The sequence below is a fragment of the Sulfurimonas sp. genome (genome assembly GCF_023229105.1).
Taxonomy (GTDB): domain Bacteria; phylum Campylobacterota; class Campylobacteria; order Campylobacterales; family Sulfurimonadaceae; genus Sulfurimonas.
Map to the genome: position 1 here is coordinate 18519 of NZ_JALNZY010000011.1, position 23708 is coordinate 42226.

Sequence of the window (23708 nt, forward strand, 5' to 3'; positions counted from 1 at the left end):
ATTGAGAACAAGCAAGAGCATCAAAAAATATATAGCCGTCAAAAAACTCCTTCTCTGTGTTTAGTCCTTAAGACGCAGATACAACTCTTCAACTTTCTCTCTTGCCCACGGTGTTTTTCTTAAAAATTTCAAGCATGAACTAATAGTCGGATTTATCAAAAAACATCTGATATTTATCTTATTTCCCAGCTCTTTAAATCCGTAACGCTCAACTAAAGTCTCCAAAATATGCTGCAGTTTGACACCATGCAACGGATTGTTCTTGTTTTTTTCTTCTTCACTCATTTTTTAGCCTTTATCATTTAAATCACTCTCTAGAACACACTATTTTATACTCGCAAAAAATACAGTTTTTTACATCTTCACACTTGCTAAAGTTTACTTCTTCAATGTTTAGCAAATCATTTACATGTGATGCTAAGAGTGCGGTTTTTTCTTTTAAAAATGGTTCCTGTACTATTTTGGACTCTTTTAAGTCATAGTATGCACACTCCGTAACATTACCTAAACCGCCCGCTAGCAGATAATAAAACTCTAACTGGAAGTCAGTAGCCTCTGTGAAGTTTTTTTGCGTATAGAGAGGATATGAGCCTGTTTTATAGTCAAGCACTGCTATCTCGTTTGCACATTTGTCTATACGGTCTATAACGCCCTCAAGTATCATTCCTGCAAACTGCGTCTGCATACTCTCTTCACATCTGTAAACCTGCCAGCCTTTCGCAAATCTTTTTACCTCATTTTCGCAAAAAGCATCCATTCTTCTTTTTTGCATAGCTATGAGGTACTTCTCAAGCTCACTGCTTCCGCATGCTTCATCGAGTTCTACATGTAAATCTTTTTTCAGTTTCTCTACACTCTCATAAGAGCTTTTTTTGCTGTAGAGTTCTTTAAGTGCATTATGAACATCCAAACCAATCTCATACTCACGGGGCATATCTTTTGGTATCTCATGTCCGTTTACATGTTCTACATATCTGTAGTAATATTTTCTTTTACATGTAAGAAATGTTTTTAGTTTTGTGGCTGAGAGTTTTTTGTCTTTGAAACTGTACTCTAAAACTATATCCTTCTCAGCTTTTACATGTGGAGTTTTTCTCTCAAAAAGTATATTTGCATAATCAAGCTCCGAGTGTATATTTTTCTCTTTTATTCCGAGCTGTTTTAAAAACCTAGAACCGCTGCTATCTTTTGATTTTACAAATGATATTGCCACCTCTTTTGAGTTGTTTATTAGCATCTCGTAGTAATGTTTTTGCAGATTTTCTCTATCGCTCATAGTGGGAAGATTTGCCGCTTCTCTTACCTGAGTGTTTAAAAACATATCTTTATCACTCTTTTTAGGAACGTTGTTATCGCTAAAGTCAACTATAATTACAGCATCAAACTCTACAGAGCGAGTCTCTAAAACCCCCATAACCGTTACTTTTCCGCCTCTTACATCATCAAATGTTCTGCTTGAGAGTCTTTGAAGAAAAACTGATACAATTGATTTTACGCTCATCTCTTTCATAAATGGCAGAATATTTTTAAAACTATAAAGCTCCTCATTAAAAATCTTGAGCTCTTTTTTTTCCGCAAAACTCTCTTTAAAGCTCTTTAAAAACTCTAAAATATCTACATCTTGGCTCTTTTTAGCGTAGATAGAGCGAAGCGGGATATAAAACTCATCCCCAACTCTCTCAAGCCTCGCTTCATTCTCTTTTGAGTCCTGCTCGATGTACTTGCATGTCGAATCAAGCTTCTCATAGATAAAGGCTTTACTAAAAGGTTCTCCCATCGCAAAGTTAAAGTTTGACTTATCATCGAAACTCTTAAGCACCTTAGCAAACTTCTCATCTGGCAAGATAATCGCAATGTTTTCAGGTTTGTAGCCTTTTTTTACAAAATCATATATCTTTTTTTTGACAAATGCCGCTTGCAAAGCAGGTTCGCTAAATGACTCGCAAGTAATATTTTGATTTTGTATGATTTCATTTTTTTCTAAAATCTCATTTTTATTTAACGAGATTTTGTACTTATAACCCACTTCAAGCTCTACTCCTAAAGTCAAAAACTTTTTTTGCATCTTAGTGTTAAATCTGCTTGCACTAAAGAAGATATCCACGCTGCTAAATTCGCAGCATCTCTTTAAAAGCGATAGTTCAAAGTTTGTCAAATGTCCCTCAACGTGCAGCTCTATATTTTTATACTTTTTCACATAAGCATCATTAAAAATATAGAGCTTGGGCAAAAATATTTTATCAAGAACCTTTCGCTCCTTGCAAAGCTGCTCATATCTTATGTATAGCTCTTGAAGTATCGCTATATGCTCCTCATACTCGCCGTAGATGTCAGATATTGCTAAATCTTTTATATCGTACATCTCTGCACTTAGCTCTTCGTAAAACTTGAATATATAAGATGAATTTTTTGTAAATGTAAAAAAATTTCGCTGGATTTGAAGGTTTTTAAAATTGTTAAAGTCGCTTGCCTCAAGCAAAAGCAAGACTCTGCCATCTTCATCTAAAGTTTTAAAATCTTTAACCATGCAGAGCTTTGAGACAAAGTCGCTCATTGTAGTGTAGTTCGGTAGAAAGAGGGTAAAACCCTCTATCTCTAAAAGTTTTTGCCTGATTGCGCGAGCTGAGGGAAGGACATTTAAGAGTTCATTCATAGGTTTATTATAACCTAATATTCAGTGATTTCCTTTGTTCTCGTGTCTGCTTTTACATTGTAAAACCTATGAAATTCATTCACTGTTACTTTTGACATAATGTCCCATCTTCCCTCTTGAGCAAGCTTGAGTGATTCAAAAGTATAAATACCGTTTTGGACTTTTGGGTTGCTTAACTCTTGGTCATATTTGTGATTGTTTGGTCTTGTTACGACTACTTTTATCTCTGCATTATTTATAGGATTTGCATTTAAATCGCTTACTTTATACTTTATAACACTGTTTTGCAAATCAAGTTTATCTGAAATATACTCTATCTTGTAGTTACTGTTGAACTCGATTGCAGCTTTTATAATATCGTTTGCTTTTTCATCTGCTTCATGGTAGTTCATCATGTAGGTATCGCTGTTTTGAACCGGGAGCGTGTTTGTGACAACAATTGTTGCAACGCATGCACCAAACACAAGTATAATTGAAGCACCGATTGCATAGGGCCAGATTCTACCTTTACTTAGATTCATCTTTTTGCCTCCATAGGTAAAATTTTCTTTTAATATAAAGAAATATAGCATAAGCAACAATAGAGTAAAACAACACTTTTACGATAAGAATGCTGATTTGATTTGCGCTGCCTACTGCATTTTCCAACACTATGCCCTTGCTTGCGGCTATCTGTTCTGCTATATCTGCATAGCCGTTAAACATAGAAGCGGCATACTTTCCTAGTGTCTCCCCCTCTTTTGTTTTTTGAGCCAACAGCGGCAAAATCGTACCGCCACTGCTCATATCACTAAAATCCATGTTAAGAAGTGCTATAACAAATGCTTGGACAGATGATGAAAGAGGACTTAGTACCTGTTTTTTATCAAAATACTCATATAAAGATGTCTGGTTTGCGTAAATATCAACTTTTGAGTCCATTTCAGAAAATGTAAGCAAAATTGTAGGCTCACTAAAATCTTTCATTAGCTCTTTTTCATACTCTACTATATTCATATCCTGAGGCAGCTTCTTAAGCATTACAAGCCTTAAAGATATTCCAGTTCTTTGATTAAGCTCCGAACCTAGCTTTTGTACCTCTGCTGAAAATGCAGGATTGAAAATAAGTTCATCTTTATATAGATATTGTGCTGATGCCAAAGTGTTAAAAAACAGTGTGAGCATGAGGGCCGCAAGCCCTCTTGAAAATTTCAATGAAATTTCCTAACCTATATATAGATGATTTGGTGTTAAAACAGCGTAAAGTGTATAAAGGGCCATAATTACCAGACCCCATGAAATTATTTTTTCCATTATATATCCTTTACTTTACATCTATAATATGATCAGCTTGTTTTGAGCCAATCATTTTGATAGATGTTTCATCTTTAATATCGTAAAAGTTTGTTGCACTTGTGTTTTGAACACTTATGCCCCAAATCGTCAATCCGACTAAAATTGACAACAGTAATACCGTTGCAATCAACATACCAGTTATGCCATCAAGAGAGAATATACTTCTGTTTTCATTCATAACCAACTCCTTATTTACTTAAGCTAGTGATGTATGCACCAACCGCTTCTTTTTGCTTATCGTTAAGTCTATCAAACTTAGGCATTGTTCCGATAGCACCTTTTTTACCGTCTTTTAAAACAGTGCCAACAGTAGCAATATCAAAACCATCAAGTTTAGGACCTACAAAAGGTATACCCTCACCTTTATCACCATGGCAACTTGTACAGCCGCCCATTGCAAACACTTCAGCACCTTTATGCCCATCAGCAAAACCAGACATAATATACTCTGCAACAACATCAATCTGCGCAGGATCACTTAGCATCATAGGAGGCATCCCTCCGGCAAAATCTGTTTTAAAGTTGTTGGCTCCATTTACTATAGCGTGTTTAATGGTAACAGAATCAAGTCTTTTGTTTAGGTTTGCCGCTTTGCCGTCAATACCATCAGCACTAAGACCATGACAAACTTTACATTCAGCCAAGAAAACAGACTCACCCATCTCTACAAGTTTGTCTCCGGTTATATCTTTATATTTTGTCTCAAATTTTGCATTGTGTGCTGCGGTATCTTCGTTATATTCACCAATTTGAGAGTATGCATTTACTGGATAACCCATTGTAAAATACCACATACCCCATATCATAGTAAGCAAAAACATCACTGCCCAACCGGTTGGAACACTGTTTTTATACTCACCGATTCCATCCCAATTCTCATCTACGAGTTCGCCGGTTGCACTATCAACCTGCATTTGACGAACATATTTAATTACAACAAAAACTGTAATTATTACCAGCGTTATTGCTCCGGTAATTGCAAGTACGTTGACGATATCATCATTTAAACCACCTTTTGAGCCACCGACAGACAAATATGTCAGCACCAACATTAAAGCAGTAAATATGATTCCCCCAAGATAAAGCTTATTCATATCTCTCTCCTATTTCTCTTTTACACCCTCACGGGTTACCTTCTCATCAGATATAGACGACACCGGAGTATCATCTATATCATCTTTAAGTGCCATATCACTATAACTCTCATAGTCAATTCCATCAACATCTTTTTTCTTGCTATAGAGATGGTAAATATATCCATAAAGCCCTATAACTAAAACAGTAGTTAATGCAAAGTATCCATAAGCTTGTAATTGTGCTATATCCACTACAAACCCTTACTTAAGACTATTTAAGTATGCGATTAACGCAACTATCTCGGGAATTTCGCCACGCTCTACAGCATCTTTAACATCTTGATCTCTCATGTCCGCCGCAATAAGCTTTGCTTCTTCTAAAGCTATAGCGTTTGCTTTGTCAACACTTTCTCCCATCTTTACAACTTTGCTAGACCCATCTTTCATAGGTATTGGCTGGTTATATGGAACTGAGAAGTATTGTGCTACAGTTAACTGCTCTGCAAATGCCGTGTCAATATCAGCTTTATTTGTGAACATCCATCTATAAGCAGGCATAATCGAACCCGGAACAACAGAAGCAGGATTCTTCATATGATTTTCATGCCAGTCAGTAGTTCTATAGTTACCGACACGCATTAAATCAGGTCCCGTTCTTTTTGAACCCCAAAGGAATGGTCTGTCATACGCATACTCACCACTTAATGAGTAGTGACCATAGCGGTCAGTTTCTGATTTAAATGGACGTACTAGCTGTGAATGACAAGCATTACAGCTATTTTTAATGTAAACATGACGACCCGCTAATTCTAAAGTAGAATAAGGAGCCGTACCGATTACGGGACGAGAAGCCTGAGCAAAGTTTGGAAGAATTTCAATCAAACCTGCAAAAGCAATTACTACAAACACACCTACCGCAAAAAAGAACGGATGTTTTTCTAACCAATGAAACATATTTAATCCTTTCTATTAAGCGCCCATAGGCGAAGCTGATTGTAGTTCGCCGGCTTCAACAGGGCGAGCAGACATAGTCTTATAAATGTTATATGCAAACATTAAGAAACCAACTAAATAGAGTAAACCGCCAACACCACGAATAGCATAGTAAGGGTGAAGAACTGTTACAGTGTCGATGAAAGAGTAAGCTAAGTTACCAAACTCATCGTGAGCACGCCACATCATACCTTGCGTAATACCTGCAATCCACATAGAAGTGAAGTATAAAACAACTCCTAATGTTTGAATCCAGAACTGCGCAACCATAAGCGATTTAGAGTAAATTTCTCTTTTAAACACACGTGGAGCCATATGGTATAGAGCTGCCATAATCATAAAACCAACCCAGCCAAGAACGCCGTCATGTACGTGACCTATAATCCAGTCAGTAAAGTGGGCAATAGCATTAACAGATTTTATAGCTTGAATAGGACCCTCTAATGTTGAGAACATATAGAAAGTTGAAGCTAAAATCATAAACTTAATAAGTGGAGAAGCTGCAACTTGTTGCCACTCGCCCTTCATTGTAAGAAGCATATTAATCGCTGAACCCCAAGACGGAAGAATCAAGATTACCGAGAAAATTGAACCCATTGTCTGCATCCAATCAGGAACAGTTGAATAAAGTAAATGGTGTCCGCCAGCCCATAAATAAACAAACATCAATCCCCAAAAAGAGAGCAAAGAGAGCTTATATGAGTAGATTGCTTGACCAGACTCTTTTGGTAAAAAGTAGTAAATCATAGCAACGATAGGAACCGTAAAACCAAATGCAACCGCATTATGCCCGTACCACCACTGAACTAACGCATCGTTTGTACCTGAATACATAGATACGGAGTGATACCATGCACCAATGCCGCTCTCACCAACATCAGATGTTGCAAGCATTGTAGGTATCTCCATGTTGTTAAAAAGATAAAGCATTGCTATACCTAAGAAAGTAGCTATATAGTACCATATAGATATATAGAGTGATTTTTCACGACGAATGCCAATTAGACCAAACATTCCAACACCCCATATAACCCATACAAGAACAACACCAATATCGATTGGCCACTCAAATTCGGCATACTCTTTTGAGGTTGTTACCCCTGCAAAAAGTGAAACTACAACTGCTGCAACAACAGCTAAATAGAGCCAGAAATGTACTTTACCTAAAATCATCAACAGCTTTGATTCCGCCATAGATACTTTCAATACACGTTGACCAACATAATACCAAGTAGCAAAAACACCGCTTAGCGTAAAACCAAATATTACTGCATCAGTATGCAGCGGACGAAGACGACTAAAGTTAGTGTACTCAGCCAAACCTTCTCCAAGAAATAGATTAATTCCTGGAAATGCAAGCTGAAACGCTAAAACTACACCAATGAGCATACCAACAATCCCTAGAACGATTGTTGTAAGCATGAACATCTTTGCAATTGTATAGTCGTACTCTAATGGACGATTCTCCATATATAGCCTCCTTAAAAATTCAAAGCAATTATGTCTAATTAAATTAAGCTAAATTTATTAAACTAATTAACATTAGCATGATAACAGTATAAATGTTTAAAAATTCTTAAATAATGTCATTTTTTTGACAAATTTTGTAAAGTTTATTTATTATTTGTTTACAATTAACACAAAATTAACAATTTATTGTTATTTAGGAGGAAAAGGAGGGGTAAGTTCTATCTTTTTATTAAAGATAAAAACTCACTGAAGATATATCTGCTCTCTTTTGGACCGGGGCTTGCCTCGGGATGATGTTGCACTGAAAAGATAGGTGCATCTTTATATCTTAAGCCTTCTATTGTATTGTCAAAGAGGTTTATATGTGTGACGTTAGCAACTTCAACAATATTTTGAGGAACATTATAGTTATGGTTTTGAGCTGTAATCTCAACCAATCCAGTTTTTACATTTTCAACAGGCTGGTTTCCGCCATGGTGACCGAACTTCAGTTTATAAGTATCATATCCATGAGCTATTGAAAGAAGCTGATGCCCTAAACATATTCCAAACATCGGCACTTTTGCATCAATGAGTTGTTTTATCTGCTCCTGCTCTTGCTTAAGCACTATAGGATCACCTGGACCATTTGAGAGAAAAACACCGTCAATCTCTTTTTTGTTGTATCTTTCTATAAGATTTTTGGCACTAAAATTATTTGGAATTACCTCAACACCCATCTTTGCGCCTACAAGCTCGTTTAAGATATTTGTTTTTACGCCAAAATCTAAAACTACGATATTAGCCTCAGATGCAGGAGCTATGTCATACTCAAAAGCTCTGTCATTATAAACGGACTGCGTATGTTTGTATGACGTTTTCGTACTTACCTGCTCTATATAGTTAATATCTTCTATTCTAGGGCTATTTTCTAAAATTTTTTTAAGCTCTTCTTTATCGCTGATTTTTGTAGATGCTATCATCATCATAGCGCCCTCGTGTCTTAGCATCTTTGTTATATATCTTGTGTCAATGTCGCAAATGCCCATAACATTTTGCTCTTTTAAAAAGTTTGCAAGGGAGTCCTCTGCTCTAAAATTAGAGTATCTCTCTTGGTACTTTCTAACTATCATCCCTTTTGCATGAGCAGCCCGGCTCTCCATGTCTTGAGCATTTACCCCGACATTTCCGATTTCTGGCATTGTAAATGTCACAAACTGCCCTGCGTATGAAGGATCTGACATAATCTCTTGATATCCACTCATAGAGACATTAAAAACAATCTCTCCGACTACAGTATCCTCTGCCCCAAAACTTTTTGCTTCTAAAAAAGTTTCGTTTTCAAAATATATCCAAACTTTTTTTTTCAAATCACTCATGCTCACTACTCCATGCCTCTTTTTATAAGCTCTTCTTTATAGATTTTTTCATATAAAATATCAAACTCATCAGTTCCCGGGATATATCTTTTTTTGTATGTTTTGATTTTATCCACTATAATAGTATCCAACTCAGAAGCTTCGGTAATAAAAGATGTAATTGCATTATAGATAATATTTTTGATACGATTTTCCGTTACATCAAAGTGAATCAAATCCTCCTCGTAAAGTTCGTCCAAAATTTTATGTGAGATATCAGAATATCTCTCTTCATAATTTAAAAAAATACCAAAATCAGGTGCTAATTTTTTCTTAATCATGAAAAAGAGCTGTCTTTCGTCAACAAGATTAAACTCTATTTCCTCTTCATTTTCTTCACATATCTCATGAGTCTTCTCTTCAAGCGCCATCTCTTGCTTAACGTCATGTAACAATATCTTCTCAGCCTCTTTTGCAACGCTCTCAAGACCTTTTGTCATCGTAACAACACCACTTTTATTTAAATCAATTGCGATCTTATTTGCTATATGAGGTATAGTTTTAAGTGATATTTTCATCGATAAACCTTATCTGTATTAAAATTTAATTTTCGTATTTTACACTAAGTAAGGTTAGTTTGCAATTAGAAAAAAGTAATTTTTATAAAAGTGCAAAGGAGAACTTATTTTGCCAAGATTAACGTCAGGTCTGATGCTTTTTTTGCGTCCATTTTACTTAAAATTGTTCCAACTGTTTTTGGTTTTAGTGAAGATAGTATGGCTGCTGCCTCTTGTGGCTGCATCTCAGAGAGGACATTTGCGGCACTTGCGGCTTTCATTTTTGCAAAAGTTTCAGACATTTTGTCCATCTTGACATCTTTTATCTCTTTTAATATCCCCTCATTTTTCTGAAGCATCTTTTTTACAGACTTCTCTTTGGATGAAATTTCTGTCAATTTCTTCTCAACTTCCTCTTCATCTATTGAGACCTTTGCCTCTCTTTTTTTCAAAAGCTCTTCCGTTGCAGTCTTTAGAGCGCTAAGAGCCTGCTTTTGCTCATCTATTCTCTCTAGTTCTATAAGAAGTTCGCTCTTTCTTGCTTTAAATATTTCAGTACACTCAAAGAGTTTATCGTTAGTCTCTAATGCGCCCAAGGATGTTAAAGTAAAAAAAATAACCGTCAGTAGTTTTATCATCTTTTCTTCCCGTTGTAGCTTATCAAAGCTATTTCATCTAGATTTTTTGCCTCTGCAATTTTAATCTTTTTTAGTTCTTGTTTAATCTCTTGAATCTCTAAATATTGAAATTTTTCATGTTCTATCATATCAATTTTAAGTTGTTCTTTTGCTTGATTTACCTGTTTTGATGCAAACTCAACCCACTCTTTATTATGGTTTATCAACTCTCTTTGAGAGTCAAGCAGCATTCTTGAAGCTAGCATCTCGCTCATTTTACCGGTTTTTGGCGGCTGGACATCTTGCAAAGAGCTATATGAGAACTCTAACGCAACAGCAGCCCTGTTTAAGTTAGAGTTTGCTTTTTGTAAAGATTGCTCACTTTTTTGCATTGTATTTTTTTTAAATTTTACAAGCGGAGTAAAGCGACTCTTCACAATTTAATCCTTAATTTTACTTCATAAAATGAAGGGAACCTTCTTTTGTATTATAACGCAATCGGAAGTAATTCCGATAGCTACGCTAACGCTGTGTTTCCCTCGGCAGGAAGCCCATTGCACTAGTGCAATTTTAGATTTTATCTATAAGATTATTGTATCTTCTCTCTCTGGGGATGTTGATATTATACCTACTTTTGTTCTTGTAATCTCTTGGATTGCTCTAACATACTCTTGCGCCTCTTTTGGCAAATCTTCAAATCGTCTAGCTCCTACAGAGCCGCTCCATCCCTTGAATGATTTATAGATAGGTTTTACCTCATCTAAGTTTTGAGGAAGGTAATCTATCTCTACACCATCTAACTCGTAAGCAACACAAATTTTTACTTCACTAAAACCATCAAGAACATCAAGCTTCATAAGCGCTAACTCATCACAACCATTTAGGCGGCTTGCATATCTGCATGCAACAGCATCAAACCAGCCGCATCTTCTAGCACGTCCTGTTGTAGTTCCAAACTCATGCCCTTGCTTTCCAAGTCTTTTACCCTCTTCGCCCAAATCTTCACTAGGAAACGGTCCATTACCCACACGTGTGCAGTATGCTTTTACTATTCCGGTCACTTTGCCTATATCTTTGGCGTTTATCCCGAGTCCGGTACAAGCACCCGCGCTCACTGTTGAGCTTGAAGTAACATACGGATAAGTTCCATGGTCGATATCAAGCATTGTTCCCTGAGCACCCTCTAGCAGAACTCTTTTATTCTCTTCATCAAGAGCCTTCCAAAGCATCTGTGTCGTATCTGTAATAAATGGTGCAAGCTTTGCTTTATACCCCTCTAGTTCATTTAAAAGCTCAGTTTGGCTAGGTGTTTTTATCTCAAGGATGTCAAATATAGATCTATTTTGCTCAAAATAGGACATAATTGAACTGCAAAGTTTTGCAGGATTTAAAAGCTCCCCCACTCTAACGCCAATACGATTTATTTTATCTGAGTATGCAGGCCCTATGCCTTTTCCTGTAGTACCTATCGCCTTATCGCCTTTTAGTTTTTCATGAGCTTGATCAATTAAAGAGTGGTAAGGAAGATTCAAGTGAGCCTTATCGGAAATAAATAATCTTCCTAGCAAACCTTCAAACTGCTCCATCTCTTTAATAATAGACTCAGGGGAGAGAACAACCCCATTCCCCACGACATTGATAGCCTTTGGATTTAATACCCCAGAAGGAATAAGATGAAGTGCGTATTTAACGCCATCAACCCAGATTGTATGCCCTGCATTGTGTCCACCTTGGCTTCTACAAACCATATCATACTCACATGCAAGTCTATCGACAATCTTCCCTTTTCCCTCATCGCCCCACTGGATGCCTACTATTAAATCTGCTTTCATTTTTCCTCTTTTACTTCGCTTTTGTTTCTATTAATATATCTGTATAAATTGCAAAACCAACAGAGCTCAGCTCTGAATTTTTATATCTTCCGCCTCTGGCAAAGACCTCATTTTTATCTATGACTCTAAAAAATAGCTCATCATAGTAGAGCATTTTAGCATAGTACATCGGCGCTAAAACACTGTTTTGACAAGAGATAGCCGTACAAAGATTTTTCATTTTTTGAAGCTCCGCTTTTATCTGAGAAGGGACAATCTCAAGCAGTCCATCTACCTGATGCTCATGTTGAAGATAGACGAGTTTATCAAGCCACTCGACCTTTAGGCTTAAAAATTTCTCTATATTTACATGACGAAAATCTTCCAATGTTAGCTCCTCAAACATCTCAACCAAAAGCTTTGGTATCATCATATTTGAGATTTGGATAAGAGGTTTTACCTCTAATGCGTCAAAAATATCTATCGCAATATTTAAAACGCTAGAGAGTTTATTCTCCCCCATAAATTCTACGCCGATTTGGTACTGCTCCTCTGTGGGATAACGAAAAACGCTCTGAATATAGAACCACTTTTTTTGTTCAGTATTGCGTCCTAGCCTTTTTTCGATAATTCTCACAACGTCTATGGTCGAGTCTGCTCTAAGAGAGATGGAGTTGTTGTTCTCATCGTTTACTTTTATAAGCTCTCTCTCATCCGCAATGCTTTTATGCTGATGGTAGGAAAATATCGGAGTAACTATCTCCTCAAAGCCCTTAGAATATAAAATATCGCTAGCAACTTTTTCTATCTCTCTTTTTATCTTAGCGCTGCTGCCAAAGTAGAGTTTTGAACCGCTAGGAATCTCATGTTCTAAAATCATCTATACTCCGACTCTAAAATATTTTTCATTAAATACTCTGTTTGCCTCTCCATTATACGCTCTGCGTCCTAGTTTTGCAAGAGAGAGTTCAATGGAGTTTACAACCCACGCAATCTCATAAGGAGGGATTAGTCCCATCTGGTTTATACGAAAAATCTTACCCTCCAAATGGTCTTGCCCACCGGCAACATTAACACCAAAATCATTTTTAAGCATTTTTCTTATCTGTGATGCATTTTCATCATCAATAGTTGTCATGGAGAGTGCCGGAGTTTTTGGATATATATGCAGACCTATAGCTTCCAACGAAGCCTTAACAGCATCAGCTCTGCTCTTAGTCTCCTCATAAAGTTTCTCTAATCCGCCGTTTTTCTCTATCGTCTCTAGTATCTCTAAAAGCCCGATAGTAAGGGTTGTTGCCGCCGTCCAAGCAGTGGTATTTTTTCGTTGAGATTTTATCTCAGTCGCAAGGTTAAAGTAGTAACCTTTACCTTTACCTATCTTCTCTATTGCCGCACTGCTTAGTCCTAGAATAGCCAGTCCCGGAGGAAGCATAAGCGCTTTTTGACTTCCAGCAATTAAGCAGTCAATGTTCGTTATATCAATCTTCTCGACACCGACAGCAGTAATACCATCAGCTATAATCATAATATTTGGATTAATCTCTTTAACGGCTTTTGCTATTGCTTCAACAGGGTGACGAAGCCCGCCTGCGGACTCGCTTATCTGAACTGCAAGAGCATCAATCTCAGGATTGTTTTTAATTGCTTCAACAACAGCTTCAACACTAACCGGGGTATCCCACTCATTTTTTATCTCTATATTGCCAAGTCCATGAGCCTCTGCAATTTTGCCGAATCTCTCGCCGAATTTTCCAGAGTTTACATTTAAAAGCGTCTTGTGACAAAGATTGACAACAGCAGCTTCCATAGCGCCTGTTCCACTTGAGGAGAGCATAATAACTTCATCGCTTTTAAAAAGCTCAAATAGATATTTTCTTGTTTTTTCGAAAATAGCTTCAAATTCAGGAGTACGATGGTGCATAGTCTCATCGCTCATGGCATTACGAACATTTTGAGGTACAGGGGTCGGTCCGGGAGTAAAAAGTAACATTATGAAAGTTCCTAAATAGATTATGATTTTAAACCCCGCATTATATCCAAATAACTTAAATCGACTCTTTAGAAATGCACTTTATTTTATGCTAAAATTTCACTAAATTATCTAAGATATAATTATGCAAAGGCGCTCATGACAATACTAGACTCGGCAATATTAGGCATAATTGAGGGCTTTACAGAGTTTTTGCCAATCTCCTCCACGGGACACCTTATAGTTGCTAGCGAATTTTTGGGTATTGAGCAAAATGCTCTCAATAAAGCATATGAGGTTATTATCCAGTTTTCGGCAATTTTGGCTGTAACCTTTAACTACAAAGATAAGTTTACCCTTGAAAAAACAGACTTATGGATGAAAGTCTTTGTAGCTTTTTTGCCCTTGGCTATTATTGGCTTCATCTTCTCCTCACAAATAAAAGAGCTCTTTAGCATAAATGTAGTCGCCGTTATGTTTATAGTCGGCGGAGTGATATTTTTACTTGTAGAGAAATTTTTTATACATGAAGATGCACAGACTACCCACGAGGTTGAACAAATAACACTCAAACAGTCCCTCGCAATAGGTTTTGCTCAAATATTTGCACTTATCCCCGGAACTAGCAGAGCAGGTTCTACTATTATCGGTGCACTTCTTGTTGGAGTTAGCAGAAAAGCCAGCGCCGAATTTAGTTTTTTACTTGCTTTTCCCGTAATGGGAGCAGTTGCCGCTTATGATATGTTAAAGCATTATGGAGATTTCACAGAGGCAAATATCACTATTTTGGCAGTCGGATTTGTAGCCTCTTTTATTGTTGCATATCTGACAATCAAGCTTTTCTTGAAATTTTTAGAGAAATTCACTTTCGTCTCTTTCGGGGTTTATAGAATAATCTTCGGTACTGTTTTACTACTAATATTTAATTGATTTTCACTCAAAGAGTATTTTGGAATAGTATTTGCTTATAACACTAAAAATTTATAAGAGAGCAAGATGCAAACTTTACAGAGATATAGCTCTAAGCTAGAAACTTTTATAACTAAAATGGAAAATATTATTTATACACTCAGCAAAAAAATTTTATAGTGTTTGTAGAATTATTTTTGCCAAACTAAGTGCTTTTGCGCGGTGAGACAAGCTCTTTTTTGTCTTTTCGTCTAGCTGACCTAATGTCTTTTCATATCCAAGCGGAATAAACATGGGATCATATCCAAAACCCCCGTCTCCAATCGCTTTTGTAATTGCCTCCCCATACATCCACCCATGAACAGAGTATTCAGCACTTTTAGTCACAACAGCTATTGCTGCGGTATAGTGTGCAGGTGAACTCTGTACATTTTTTTCTTTTATAGCATCTATGAGTTTGTACAAATTGTCCTTATCCGTTGCATCCGCTCCGGCATATCTTGCGCTGTAGATGCCGGGTTCTCCTCTGAGAATATCAACATTTATTCCGCTATCATCCGCTAAGACTACAACATCTTCATCGCCTAGAGCTTTAAAAACGGCTCTTGCTTTTATAAGCGCATTTGCTTTAAAATCATCCCCATCCTCTATAATCTCAAACTCATCTATAAGTTCGCTGTAAGGGATAATCTCAAAATCTTCACAGAGTGCTTTAATCTCTCTTACTTTCCCCTTGTTGGAGGTAGCCAATACTAGCTTCACATACAATCCTTATAAATTGCTTTGAGCATAAGTTTTTTAGATTTAAAAAGTTTGCGTAAACAATCTTTTCAATATAATTACGCCATTATATAATATTTAAGGCAGATAATGTTTAAAAAAGTATTTCCCCTCTCAGCAATTCTCTCTCTAAGATTTTTAGGTCTTTTTTTAGTTTTACCGGTAATCTCAGTTTATGCACTTGAACTTGAGGGTTCAACTCCTCTTCTAGTGGGTATAGTTGTCGGCGGCTATGCACTAACACAAGCACTATTTCAAGTCCCTTTTGGAACGATGAGTGACAAGATAGGCAGAAAACCGACTCTGCTTTTTGGTCTTCTTATATTTTTAATAGGTTCGATTATTTGTGCCTACTCTACTGATATATATACCCTTATGATAGGCAGATTTCTTCAAGGTGCCGGTGCGATAGGTTCTGTTATTACGGCTATGATTTCTGATTTGGTTGCGGAGGAGATTCGGGGTAAGGCCATGGCGATTATGGGGGCTTCCATCGCTCTTAGTTTTGCTCTTGCTATGGGGCTTGGACCTGTTTTAGGCGCTGCTTATGGAGTTGGTTTTCTCTTTATATTAACAGCTATTTTTGCTGTTTTGGCAATAATACTTCTCTTTAGTAAAGTTCCTACGCCGCCTAAGATTAAGCATACTTACCATGCAACGTCAAAAACTTCAGATATTTTAAAAGACCCAAATCTTTTAAACATGATAATCATCAATGCTATGCAAAAAGGTCTTATGACTATCGCTTTTGTTCTTATTCCTATTATTTTAACAAGTGATACTTTTGCGTGGGAGAAGTCTGACTTATACATGGCATATCTTCCTGCCATGCTTTTTGGTTTAGCTGCAATGGGTCCAGCTGCAGTTTTTGGAGAAAAATATAACAAACCAAAAGAGATATTTTTACTCTCAATAGTTCTCTTTATAGGTTCGTTTTTAGTTATGGGGCTTACCGCTTCAAGCACAATCTTTGTAGTAGGTGTTGTGATGTTCTTCATCGCTTTTAACATGATGGAACCTCTTGTTCAATCAATGATTACCAAATTTGCCAAAGTGCACCAAAAAGGAGCTGCTCTTGGCATCTCCAACTCTATTGCCTATTTTGCAACATTCATCGGCGGAACAACTGCGGGGCTTCTTTTGGGCTTTAGCGATAGAGAAACTATCGGTGTCTCCGTAGCTGTTGTAGCTACCTTTTGGCTTCTATGGACACTAAAGCTTCAAAACCCGACTAAATATTCTCATCTATATATTGCGCAAGAAGAAGTTGATATCTCAAAGCTTCAAGGTCTTGAGAAAGAGCATATTGCAGAGTGGTATATAAACGATACCGAAAAACTAATTGTTATAAAATATGTAAGCAGCGCAATAGAACAAGAAGCCCTGAAAGCTAAAGTTTCTAAATAATATAGCATGATTTGTATAAAGCACTCTAAATTATGAATAAAGAGCAAATCTCCTTAAAAACTATTTTTAATTTTGTTTTAAACAAAAAATCTCCCCTTATATATGGGCAGATTGTTACAATTTTTGCTATTCTTGTAAGCATACCGATTCCACTTATGCTTCCTGTCATGGTAGATGAAATTCTTTTAGAAAAACCCTCCTACTTTGTAGGAAGCATCAACTATCTCTTTGGAGAGACAACCCCTTTTTACTATATAGCAATAGTTACGTTTGCTGTTGTCTTTTTACGCTTAATTTACTATGTTCTTAGTGTTGTCATAACAAAAATTTTTACAAAAATATCAAAGCATGTAACCTTTATGGTTCGAAAGAAACTGCTTCAGCACTTAAAATCAGCCTCCATGAATGAGTATGAAACTCTTGGAAGCGGTGCAATTACGGCGAACTTGATTACTGATGTAAACACGCTTGATAATTTTATTTTAACAAGTGCAAGCCGTTTTATCTCATCTGTTTTGACATTAGTTGCAGTTGGCGTTGTAATGATTGCAATAAATCCTATCTTGGGCATCTCTATCTTGATTATTCAGCCTCTGATTATGCTCCTTAGCAAAAAAATGTCAAAACAAGTAGGCTCTCTTAAAAAAGAGGAAAATAGAGCTGTTGAGAAGTTTCAAAATACTCTAGGGGAAACTCTAGAGCTATATGGGCAGATAAAAGCAAGCAACAAGGAGAACTATTTTTTTTCAAATGCAGTAGCTGATGCAAAAAATATTCAGACAACATCAAACAACTATGAGTACAAAAGCGTTGCATATGAAAAACTCTCCTACACTATATTTTTAGTCATGTTTGAATTTCTTAGAGCATCAGGTATTCTCTTAGTTGCATATAGCGATCTTAGCATAGGTATGATGTTTGCAATGTTTGGCTATATCTGGTTTATCATGACCCCTGTTCAAGATATACTCTCCATGCAGTATAGCTACTCCTCCGCTATGGCTGCACTTAAGAGATTAAACAAAATTTTAGAGTTAAAAAGTGAAAAAACAGGAAGCAAGAGGATAGATTTGCACAACGTAGATATATCGTTAAAGGATTTAAACTTCTCCTACGCAAATGACAAAAATGCTCTTGAGAATATCACTCTTGAGATAAAACATGGCTCTAAAATTGCCTTTATCGGAGCCAGCGGAAGTGGTAAAACTACACTTGCCCAAATCATAGCAGGCTTTTATGAAAAAAACAGCGGCTCTCTTACTTATAATGCGATAGAGACGGAAGATTTAGATAAAACATCTTTAAGACAAAAGATATTTTTACTCCTTCAGATGCCTATCCTTTTTAACTCTACCCTAAGATTTAACATAACAATGGGGGATGAGAGTGTTAGTGATGAGGAGATTTATGCAGCTCTAGAAGTAGCTCAACTAACAGAGATGCTAGAGGGTATGAGAGATGGCTTAGACACGATAGTAGGGCATCACGGTATAAGGCTCTCAGGCGGTCAAAGGCAGCGTTTAAGCATTGCAAGAATGATTATTGCAAATCCAAGTGTTGTTATCCTTGATGAATCCACTTCAGCACTAGATGCTCACACTGAGGCAAAACTTCATATTGCCATTGGTCCAATACTAAAAGATAAAACAGTTATAACAATAGCCCATAGACTAAGTACGGTTAAAAATGCGGATATGATTTATATACTAGACGCAGGAGCGATAGTTCAAAAAGGAACACATGAGGAGTTAAAAGATGAAGAGGGACACTATGTTGAGTTTATTAAAAACCAGCTATTATAAATAAACGCAGAAAACTCTGCGTTTAAAAAACTACATTAGCTACTTTTCTAAAGAAAATTTGCTTCGCAACCGCTTTCGCTATTTTTGAGGTATAACGTACATGTTATAGTAACGACCCTCAAACTTAGGCTCTTTATCCATAACACCTACATCTTCAACCATAGGCCAGATTCTCAAAAGAACATCTTTTGCAGCTTCTGGGTTAGCCATCTCACGACCTCTTAAAAATACGCGAAATTTTACATGCTTACCCTCTTCAAGAAACTCTCTTGCATGCTTGACTTTATACTTAATATCATTTTCAGCGATTTTTACAGATAGCTTAATCTCTTTAATGTCAATTTTGACTTGATTTTTTCTCTGCTCTTTTTGCTTCTTCTCTTCTTGGTACCTAAACTTGCCGTAATCCATAATCTTTGCCACAGGAGGCTTTGCGTCTGGAGCAATTAAAACTAAATCTAAACCCATCTCATTTGCTTTTTCCATAGCTTCATCAATAGAAATTATCCCTAAAGATTCTGCTCCATCTACATTACAACGCACTTCCGGTACACGAATATCGTCATTCATTATGACACGGTCTTTTTTATTCAAAAATTTACCTCATTTATTTTAGTTTGTATAAGCAAAAGGAATTCACTCTCACTTAAGCTATATTGTTCTCTCGTTCTTCTGTCACGAATTGCAACAGTTCGAGACGCAACCTCTTCATCGCCTATAATTACCAACATAGGCACCCTTGTTTTTTCCGCTGTTCTGACTCTTTTGTTTAAAGAGTCGTTTTTAGAGTAGATTTCACTATCTGCCCCCAAATCCATCAACTTATCCGACAACTCCTTAGCATAATCGTTGTGCGTAGACGCAATTGGAACGATTGCTACCTGAGTCGGAGCGATAAACATCGGAAACTCTCCAGCGTAATGCTCTGTTAATATACCAATAAAACGCTCAAACGAACCTAAAATTGCTCTATGAATCATAACTGGCTGAATTTTGTCATTATTTTCGCCATTGTACTCAAGCTCAAATCTCTCAGGTAGATTAAAGTCTAGCTGAATTGTGCCGCACTGCCACTCTCTGCCTATTGCATCGGTTATTTTAATGTCAATCTTCGGACCGTAAAAAGCTCCACCGCCCTCATCTATCTCATAAATAAGTCCATTTTTATCCATCGCTTTTTTTAAAGCCTGTGTAGAAACTTCCCACACCGCATCACTCCCAACCGCTTTTTCAGGTTTGGTAGAGATCATCATCTTGTAATCAAACTCAAATGTGGACATGATTTTATCTACGAAATCAACGACTTCAATAATCTGCTCTTCGATTTGATCTGCCCTACAAAAAATATGTGCATCATCTTGCGTGAACTCTCGAACACGAAAAAGCCCATGAAGAGCACCCGTCATCTCATGACGATGAACAACGCCATATTCAAAATATTTAATCGGTAAATCTCTATAAGAGTGTAATTCATCTTCATATATCTTAATATGGCCGACACAGTTCATTGGTTTTACACCAAACTCTATCTCATCAATATTTGTAAAGTACATATTCTCGCCATAGTTTTGGTAATGCCCAGATGTTTTCCACAAATCCGAACGAAGCATCTCAGGACCGCGAACCGGCTCATAGCCACGTTTGCGGTGTGCTTTAAAAAGAAGCGACTCCAGTCTTGAGCGAAGTCTCCCTCCAGCAGGAAGCCAGATAGGAAAACCAGCTCCTACCTCTTCACGGAACGTAAACATCTTCATCTCTGCCCCAATCTTACGATGGTCACGTTTTTCAGCTTCAGCCATCATGTCCAGATAAGATTTCAGTGCCTCTTTATCTGCAAATGCTATACCGTATATACGAGTTAGCATCTCATTTTTAGAGTCTCCCCCAAGGTATGCGCCTGCTATTTTAGTGAGCTTAAAGTATCTTATTAGACCGATATTTGGCAAGTGTGGTCCACGACAAAGGTCCTCAAAATCTCCTTGCTTATATATAGAAACAGTTTCGCTTGGAATTCTCGTCATGACTGCAAGCTTGAGGTGGTCATTTTTAAACTTCTCTTTTGCCTCTTGCATAGAGATTTCATATTTCTGTATCTCGTACTTTTTCTTAGCAAGAGAGAGCATCTCTTTTTCTATTGTTTTTAAATCGCCCTCGCCTATCTCTTGACTTGTTTTAAAGTCATAGTAAAAACCCTCTTTAACAGTAGGTCCCACAAAAAACTCTGCATCAGGATAAAGCGATTTAATCGCTTGCGCCATAAGATGCGCAGTCGAGTGACGAAGAACTTCCAAGGAGTCTGCAGAATTATCAAGATGAATCTGCTCCCCCTCAAAACCAAGCTCTTTAGCAGTTTGTAAATCAATAATTTTACCATTATGTTTTATTGCAATTGCGTTCAAAATTTCTATTCCTATTTTTTTGTTTTCTGCCTCAAAAGAGGCAGACTTTAATACCTTGTGATTATTAAAGTTCAGTTTTTAAAACTGCTCCGTTTGAAGCATTTGAAACTAAAAGCTGGTAGCGTTTAAGCCACTTAGATGTAACCTCATTTTTGTGTGGTTTGTAGTTGGCTTTTCTTTTTTCAATTTCATCTTCACTTACGTTAAGTTGTAAAATGTGCTTATCTACATCTAGCTCGATTTCATCTCCATCTTGTATAAGCGCTATCAAACCGCCCTCTGCCGCTTCGGGGGAAACATGCCCGATACTAGCCCCTTTAGTTGCTCCAGAAAAGCGACCATCAGTAATAAGCGCGACACTACTTCCAAGCCCCATACCCTGGATAAGTGCAGTAGGTGCGAGCATCTCTTGCATTCCAGGACCGCCTTTTGGACCCTCATAACGGATAACAACAACATCGCCCGGCTTTACCTTACGGCTCATTATCCCTTTGATTGCTTCGCTCTGAGAGTTAAAGCAGATTGCACTGCCTTTGAACTGTCTCATACTAGGCTCAATACCTGCTGTTTTAACAACAGCTCCCTCAAGAGCTAAGTTTCCAAAAAGAATTGATAATCCCCCTACCTGAGAGTAAGCATTTTCATTTGTATGAATGATATTTTCATCTAAAATTTTGGCATCTGCTATACGCTCGCCAAGTGTTTCACCTGTTACGGTAGGGTTGTCAAGATATAAAAGCCCGCCTCTACGACTTACCTCTTTCATAACTGCATTTACTCCTCCGGCACGATTGATATCATCCATGTGAACAGTTGTTAATGATGGAGATATTTTAGCAATATGTGCAACATTGTCGGCGATACTGTTGATTTTTTCAATAGGAAAATCAACTCCGGCTTCTCTTGCAATAGCTAGCATGTGAAGAACGGTATTTGAACTTCCACCCATTGCCATATCTACTACAAACGCATTATGAACAGCTTTTTCATTTAACACATTTCGTAAATTGTATTTGCTATCATCCGCTTTTGCCATCTCTACAATTCTCTTAGCCGCTTTTTTAACCATCTCTATACGAGCAGGAGTCATAGCTAACACAGTTCCGTTTCCAGGAAGCGCGATTCCCATGGCTTCACAAAGGGAGTTCATAGAGTTTGCAGTAAACATTCCAGAACAACTGCCACCTGAGGGACATGCGTTGCACTCAATATCATAAAGCTCTTCATCGCTTATCTTACCCTCCGCATGCTCGCCTACAGCCTCAAAAGCAGTAGACAAATCTATAGGAGTACCATCTTTTTTATGCCCCGCCGGCATTGGACCGCCTGAGACAAAAACAGTAGGAACATTAACGCGAAGCGCTCCCATAATCATACCGGGAACGATTTTATCGCAATTTGGGATACAGATTAGGGCATCAAGCTTATGCGCATTCATAACAGTCTCGATAGAGTCTGCGATTATTTCACGTGACGGCAAGGAGTAAAGCATACCGTCATGTCCCATTGCAATACCATCATCAACACCTATCGTGTTAAATACAAACGGTACGCCACCCGCTTCACGAATTGCTGTTTTTACGATTTCTCCATACTCATACAGGAAAAAATGACCAGGAATGATGTCTATATAACTGTTAGCTATTCCGATAAACGGCTTATCAAAATCTTCATCTTTTAACCCAGTTGCTCGAAGTAGTGAACGGTGAGGAGCCTTATCGAAGCCCTTTTTTATAGTATCACTTCTCATGAAAATCCTTTATTTTATAGTTGTTATCTTTTATTATTAGTGTGATTATAACATTTTTTTTATATTTTTTTATAAAAACTCTTTACAAACAAAAATAAAATGGCTATAATTCCGCTCACTTAAAAATTAAGTGCACAAATTGCGGGAATAGCTCAGTGGTAGAGCACAACCTTGCCAAGGTTGGGGTCGCGAGTTCGAACCTCGTTTCCCGCTCCATATTTTTTAAATTATAAACTGTTAAAAGACACCCAATATGCCCGGGTGGCGAAATCGGTAGACGCAGGGGACTTAAAATCCCCCGGTAGCAATACTGTGCCGGTTCAAGTCCGGCCTCGGGCACCATTGATTTTTAAATGTTTTGACTGGTGCCATCGCCAAGTGGTAAGGCCGCAGCCTGCAAAGCTGCTATCCCCAGTTCAAATCTGGGTGGCACCTCCAGTTGCTAACTTAAAAAATCTCTTCAACTACAAAAACGTGGATCTTTGGCAGAGTTGGTCGATTGCACCGGTCTTGAAAACCGGCGAGGGTTATACCTCCCAGAGTTCGAATCTCTGAGGGTCCACCACTTCTTTATCCTTTAAAACACCCTAAATAACGATACTATAAGACACTTTAAGCTTACGAGAAAAACCTCATTGTTACCCTATTGCTACCCATATTTTACAAATTTACTTTTCTTTGTTAGAATTTTTGTGTTCAAACCAATTGGTTTGACAAAATTGAAGTTCCTACTTTAAAAGTATAAAATGCATGACACAAAGAGAGAGTGAAGTCATAGTTGACACTTTCGGATTATGCATAATGAATTAAATTAATTAAGATGTAAATTTAGAAGTTTAG

General features: G+C 37.3%; 23 protein-coding genes and 4 tRNA genes. 7 read left to right on the forward strand and 20 right to left on the reverse strand.

Annotated elements, in window-relative coordinates; translation table 11 throughout:
- Nucleotides 1-60 precede the first annotated feature (60 nt).
- From M0Q17_RS02710 to M0Q17_RS02785, 16 genes are all read right to left on the reverse strand, one after another.
- Complete coding sequence (locus M0Q17_RS02710) at nucleotides 61-285, reverse strand: VF530 family protein (protein WP_295083048.1); 225 nt, start codon at nucleotides 283-285, stop codon at nucleotides 61-63.
- Nucleotides 286-307: 22 nt separating this feature from the next.
- Nucleotides 308-2653, reverse strand: coding sequence for a PD-(D/E)XK nuclease family protein (locus M0Q17_RS02715; RefSeq protein WP_295083050.1), 2346 nt, complete (start codon nucleotides 2651-2653; stop codon nucleotides 308-310).
- Nucleotides 2654-2667: 14 nt separating this feature from the next.
- Complete coding sequence (locus tag M0Q17_RS02720) at nucleotides 2668-3174, reverse strand: FixH family protein (RefSeq protein ID WP_295083052.1); 507 nt, start codon at nucleotides 3172-3174, stop codon at nucleotides 2668-2670.
- Complete coding sequence (locus M0Q17_RS02725) at nucleotides 3161-3847, reverse strand: 3-dehydroquinate dehydratase (RefSeq protein WP_295083054.1); 687 nt, start codon at nucleotides 3845-3847, stop codon at nucleotides 3161-3163. Before M0Q17_RS02725 ends, M0Q17_RS02720 begins: the two co-directional genes overlap by 14 nt.
- A gap of 109 nt (nucleotides 3848-3956) precedes the next feature.
- Nucleotides 3957-4166 carry a DUF4006 family protein gene (locus M0Q17_RS02730; RefSeq protein ID WP_295083056.1) on the reverse strand — a complete coding sequence of 70 codons (210 nt, stop codon included), beginning with the start codon at nucleotides 4164-4166 and terminating at the stop codon, nucleotides 3957-3959.
- 10 nt (nucleotides 4167-4176) lie between these two features.
- Complete coding sequence (locus M0Q17_RS02735) at nucleotides 4177-5082, reverse strand: c-type cytochrome (RefSeq protein WP_295083058.1); 906 nt, start codon at nucleotides 5080-5082, stop codon at nucleotides 4177-4179.
- Nucleotides 5083-5091: 9 nt separating this feature from the next.
- Nucleotides 5092-5316, reverse strand: a complete 225-nt coding sequence (locus M0Q17_RS02740; protein WP_295083060.1) for a cytochrome c oxidase, cbb3-type, CcoQ subunit — start codon at nucleotides 5314-5316, stop codon at nucleotides 5092-5094.
- A gap of 9 nt (nucleotides 5317-5325) precedes the next feature.
- Nucleotides 5326-6018, reverse strand: coding sequence for a cytochrome-c oxidase, cbb3-type subunit II (gene ccoO, locus M0Q17_RS02745; protein ID WP_295083062.1), 693 nt, complete (start codon nucleotides 6016-6018; stop codon nucleotides 5326-5328).
- A 15-nt stretch (nucleotides 6019-6033) separates the two neighbouring features.
- Nucleotides 6034-7527, reverse strand: coding sequence for a cytochrome-c oxidase, cbb3-type subunit I (gene ccoN / locus M0Q17_RS02750; protein WP_295083064.1), 1494 nt, complete (start codon nucleotides 7525-7527; stop codon nucleotides 6034-6036).
- Nucleotides 7528-7745: 218 nt separating this feature from the next.
- Nucleotides 7746-8885: a glutamine-hydrolyzing carbamoyl-phosphate synthase small subunit gene (carA, locus tag M0Q17_RS02755; protein ID WP_295083066.1), complete on the reverse strand. Its 1140-nt coding sequence runs from the start codon at nucleotides 8883-8885 to the stop codon at nucleotides 7746-7748.
- Between the two features lie 5 nt (nucleotides 8886-8890).
- On the reverse strand, nucleotides 8891-9442 hold the full coding sequence (locus tag M0Q17_RS02760; protein WP_295083068.1) for a DUF507 family protein: 552 nt from the start codon (nucleotides 9440-9442) through the stop codon (nucleotides 8891-8893).
- Nucleotides 9443-9546: 104 nt separating this feature from the next.
- Nucleotides 9547-10059, reverse strand: coding sequence for a PDP protein (locus M0Q17_RS02765; RefSeq protein WP_295083070.1), 513 nt, complete (start codon nucleotides 10057-10059; stop codon nucleotides 9547-9549).
- Complete coding sequence (locus M0Q17_RS02770; RefSeq protein ID WP_295083072.1) at nucleotides 10056-10475, reverse strand: flagellar export protein FliJ; 420 nt, start codon at nucleotides 10473-10475, stop codon at nucleotides 10056-10058. Before M0Q17_RS02770 ends, M0Q17_RS02765 begins: the two co-directional genes overlap by 4 nt.
- 144 nt (nucleotides 10476-10619) lie before the next feature.
- Entirely contained in the window at nucleotides 10620-11870 is a 1251-nt protein-coding gene (locus M0Q17_RS02775) for an adenylosuccinate synthase (RefSeq protein WP_295083074.1), read from the reverse strand.
- Between the two features lie 10 nt (nucleotides 11871-11880).
- Nucleotides 11881-12729, reverse strand: coding sequence for an ATP phosphoribosyltransferase regulatory subunit (locus tag M0Q17_RS02780; protein WP_295083076.1), 849 nt, complete (start codon nucleotides 12727-12729; stop codon nucleotides 11881-11883).
- Entirely contained in the window at nucleotides 12730-13842 is a 1113-nt protein-coding gene (locus M0Q17_RS02785; RefSeq protein ID WP_295083078.1) for an alanine--glyoxylate aminotransferase family protein, read from the reverse strand.
- A 138-nt stretch (nucleotides 13843-13980) separates the two neighbouring features.
- On the opposite strand from M0Q17_RS02785, the gene M0Q17_RS02790 reads away from it, so the two are divergent.
- On the forward strand, nucleotides 13981-14751 hold the full coding sequence (locus M0Q17_RS02790; RefSeq protein ID WP_295083080.1) for an undecaprenyl-diphosphate phosphatase: 771 nt from the start codon (nucleotides 13981-13983) through the stop codon (nucleotides 14749-14751).
- 153 nt (nucleotides 14752-14904) lie between these two features.
- Here the strand turns inward: M0Q17_RS02790 and M0Q17_RS02795 are convergent, their stop codons facing one another.
- On the reverse strand, nucleotides 14905-15492 hold the full coding sequence (locus M0Q17_RS02795; protein ID WP_295083082.1) for a non-canonical purine NTP pyrophosphatase: 588 nt from the start codon (nucleotides 15490-15492) through the stop codon (nucleotides 14905-14907).
- 108 nt (nucleotides 15493-15600) lie between these two features.
- Between M0Q17_RS02795 and M0Q17_RS02800 the strand changes: the two genes are divergently transcribed.
- Together M0Q17_RS02800 and M0Q17_RS02805 are read left to right on the forward strand one after the other, a co-directional pair.
- Entirely contained in the window at nucleotides 15601-16917 is a 1317-nt protein-coding gene (locus M0Q17_RS02800) for an MFS transporter (protein WP_295083084.1), read from the forward strand.
- 32 nt (nucleotides 16918-16949) lie between these two features.
- Nucleotides 16950-18719, forward strand: a complete 1770-nt coding sequence (locus M0Q17_RS02805) for an ABC transporter ATP-binding protein (protein WP_295083087.1) — start codon at nucleotides 16950-16952, stop codon at nucleotides 18717-18719.
- A 78-nt stretch (nucleotides 18720-18797) separates the two neighbouring features.
- On the opposite strand, the gene infC is transcribed toward M0Q17_RS02805, so the two are convergent.
- The 3 genes from infC to ilvD form a co-directional block, all read right to left on the reverse strand.
- A complete protein-coding gene (gene infC / locus M0Q17_RS02810; RefSeq protein WP_295083089.1) occupies nucleotides 18798-19313 on the reverse strand; it encodes a translation initiation factor IF-3 in 516 nt (171 codons plus the stop codon).
- On the reverse strand, nucleotides 19310-21085 hold the full coding sequence (gene thrS / locus M0Q17_RS02815) for a threonine--tRNA ligase (RefSeq protein WP_295083092.1): 1776 nt from the start codon (nucleotides 21083-21085) through the stop codon (nucleotides 19310-19312). Before thrS ends, infC begins: the two co-directional genes overlap by 4 nt.
- Before the next feature lie 97 nt (nucleotides 21086-21182).
- Nucleotides 21183-22868 (reverse strand): dihydroxy-acid dehydratase, encoded by a 1686-nt coding sequence (ilvD, locus tag M0Q17_RS02820; protein ID WP_295083091.1) that lies wholly within the window; start codon nucleotides 22866-22868, stop codon nucleotides 21183-21185.
- 141 nt (nucleotides 22869-23009) lie between these two features.
- Between ilvD and M0Q17_RS02825 the strand changes: the two genes are divergently transcribed.
- The 4 genes from M0Q17_RS02825 (at nucleotide 23010) to M0Q17_RS02840 (ending at nucleotide 23433) form a co-directional block, all read left to right on the forward strand.
- A tRNA-Gly gene (locus tag M0Q17_RS02825) sits at nucleotides 23010-23084 on the forward strand.
- A 39-nt stretch (nucleotides 23085-23123) separates the two neighbouring features.
- A tRNA-Leu gene (locus M0Q17_RS02830) sits at nucleotides 23124-23210 on the forward strand.
- 22 nt (nucleotides 23211-23232) lie between these two features.
- Nucleotides 23233-23306, forward strand: a tRNA-Cys gene (locus M0Q17_RS02835).
- 38 nt (nucleotides 23307-23344) lie between these two features.
- Nucleotides 23345-23433, forward strand: a tRNA-Ser gene (locus M0Q17_RS02840).
- Nucleotides 23434-23708 lie beyond the last annotated feature (275 nt).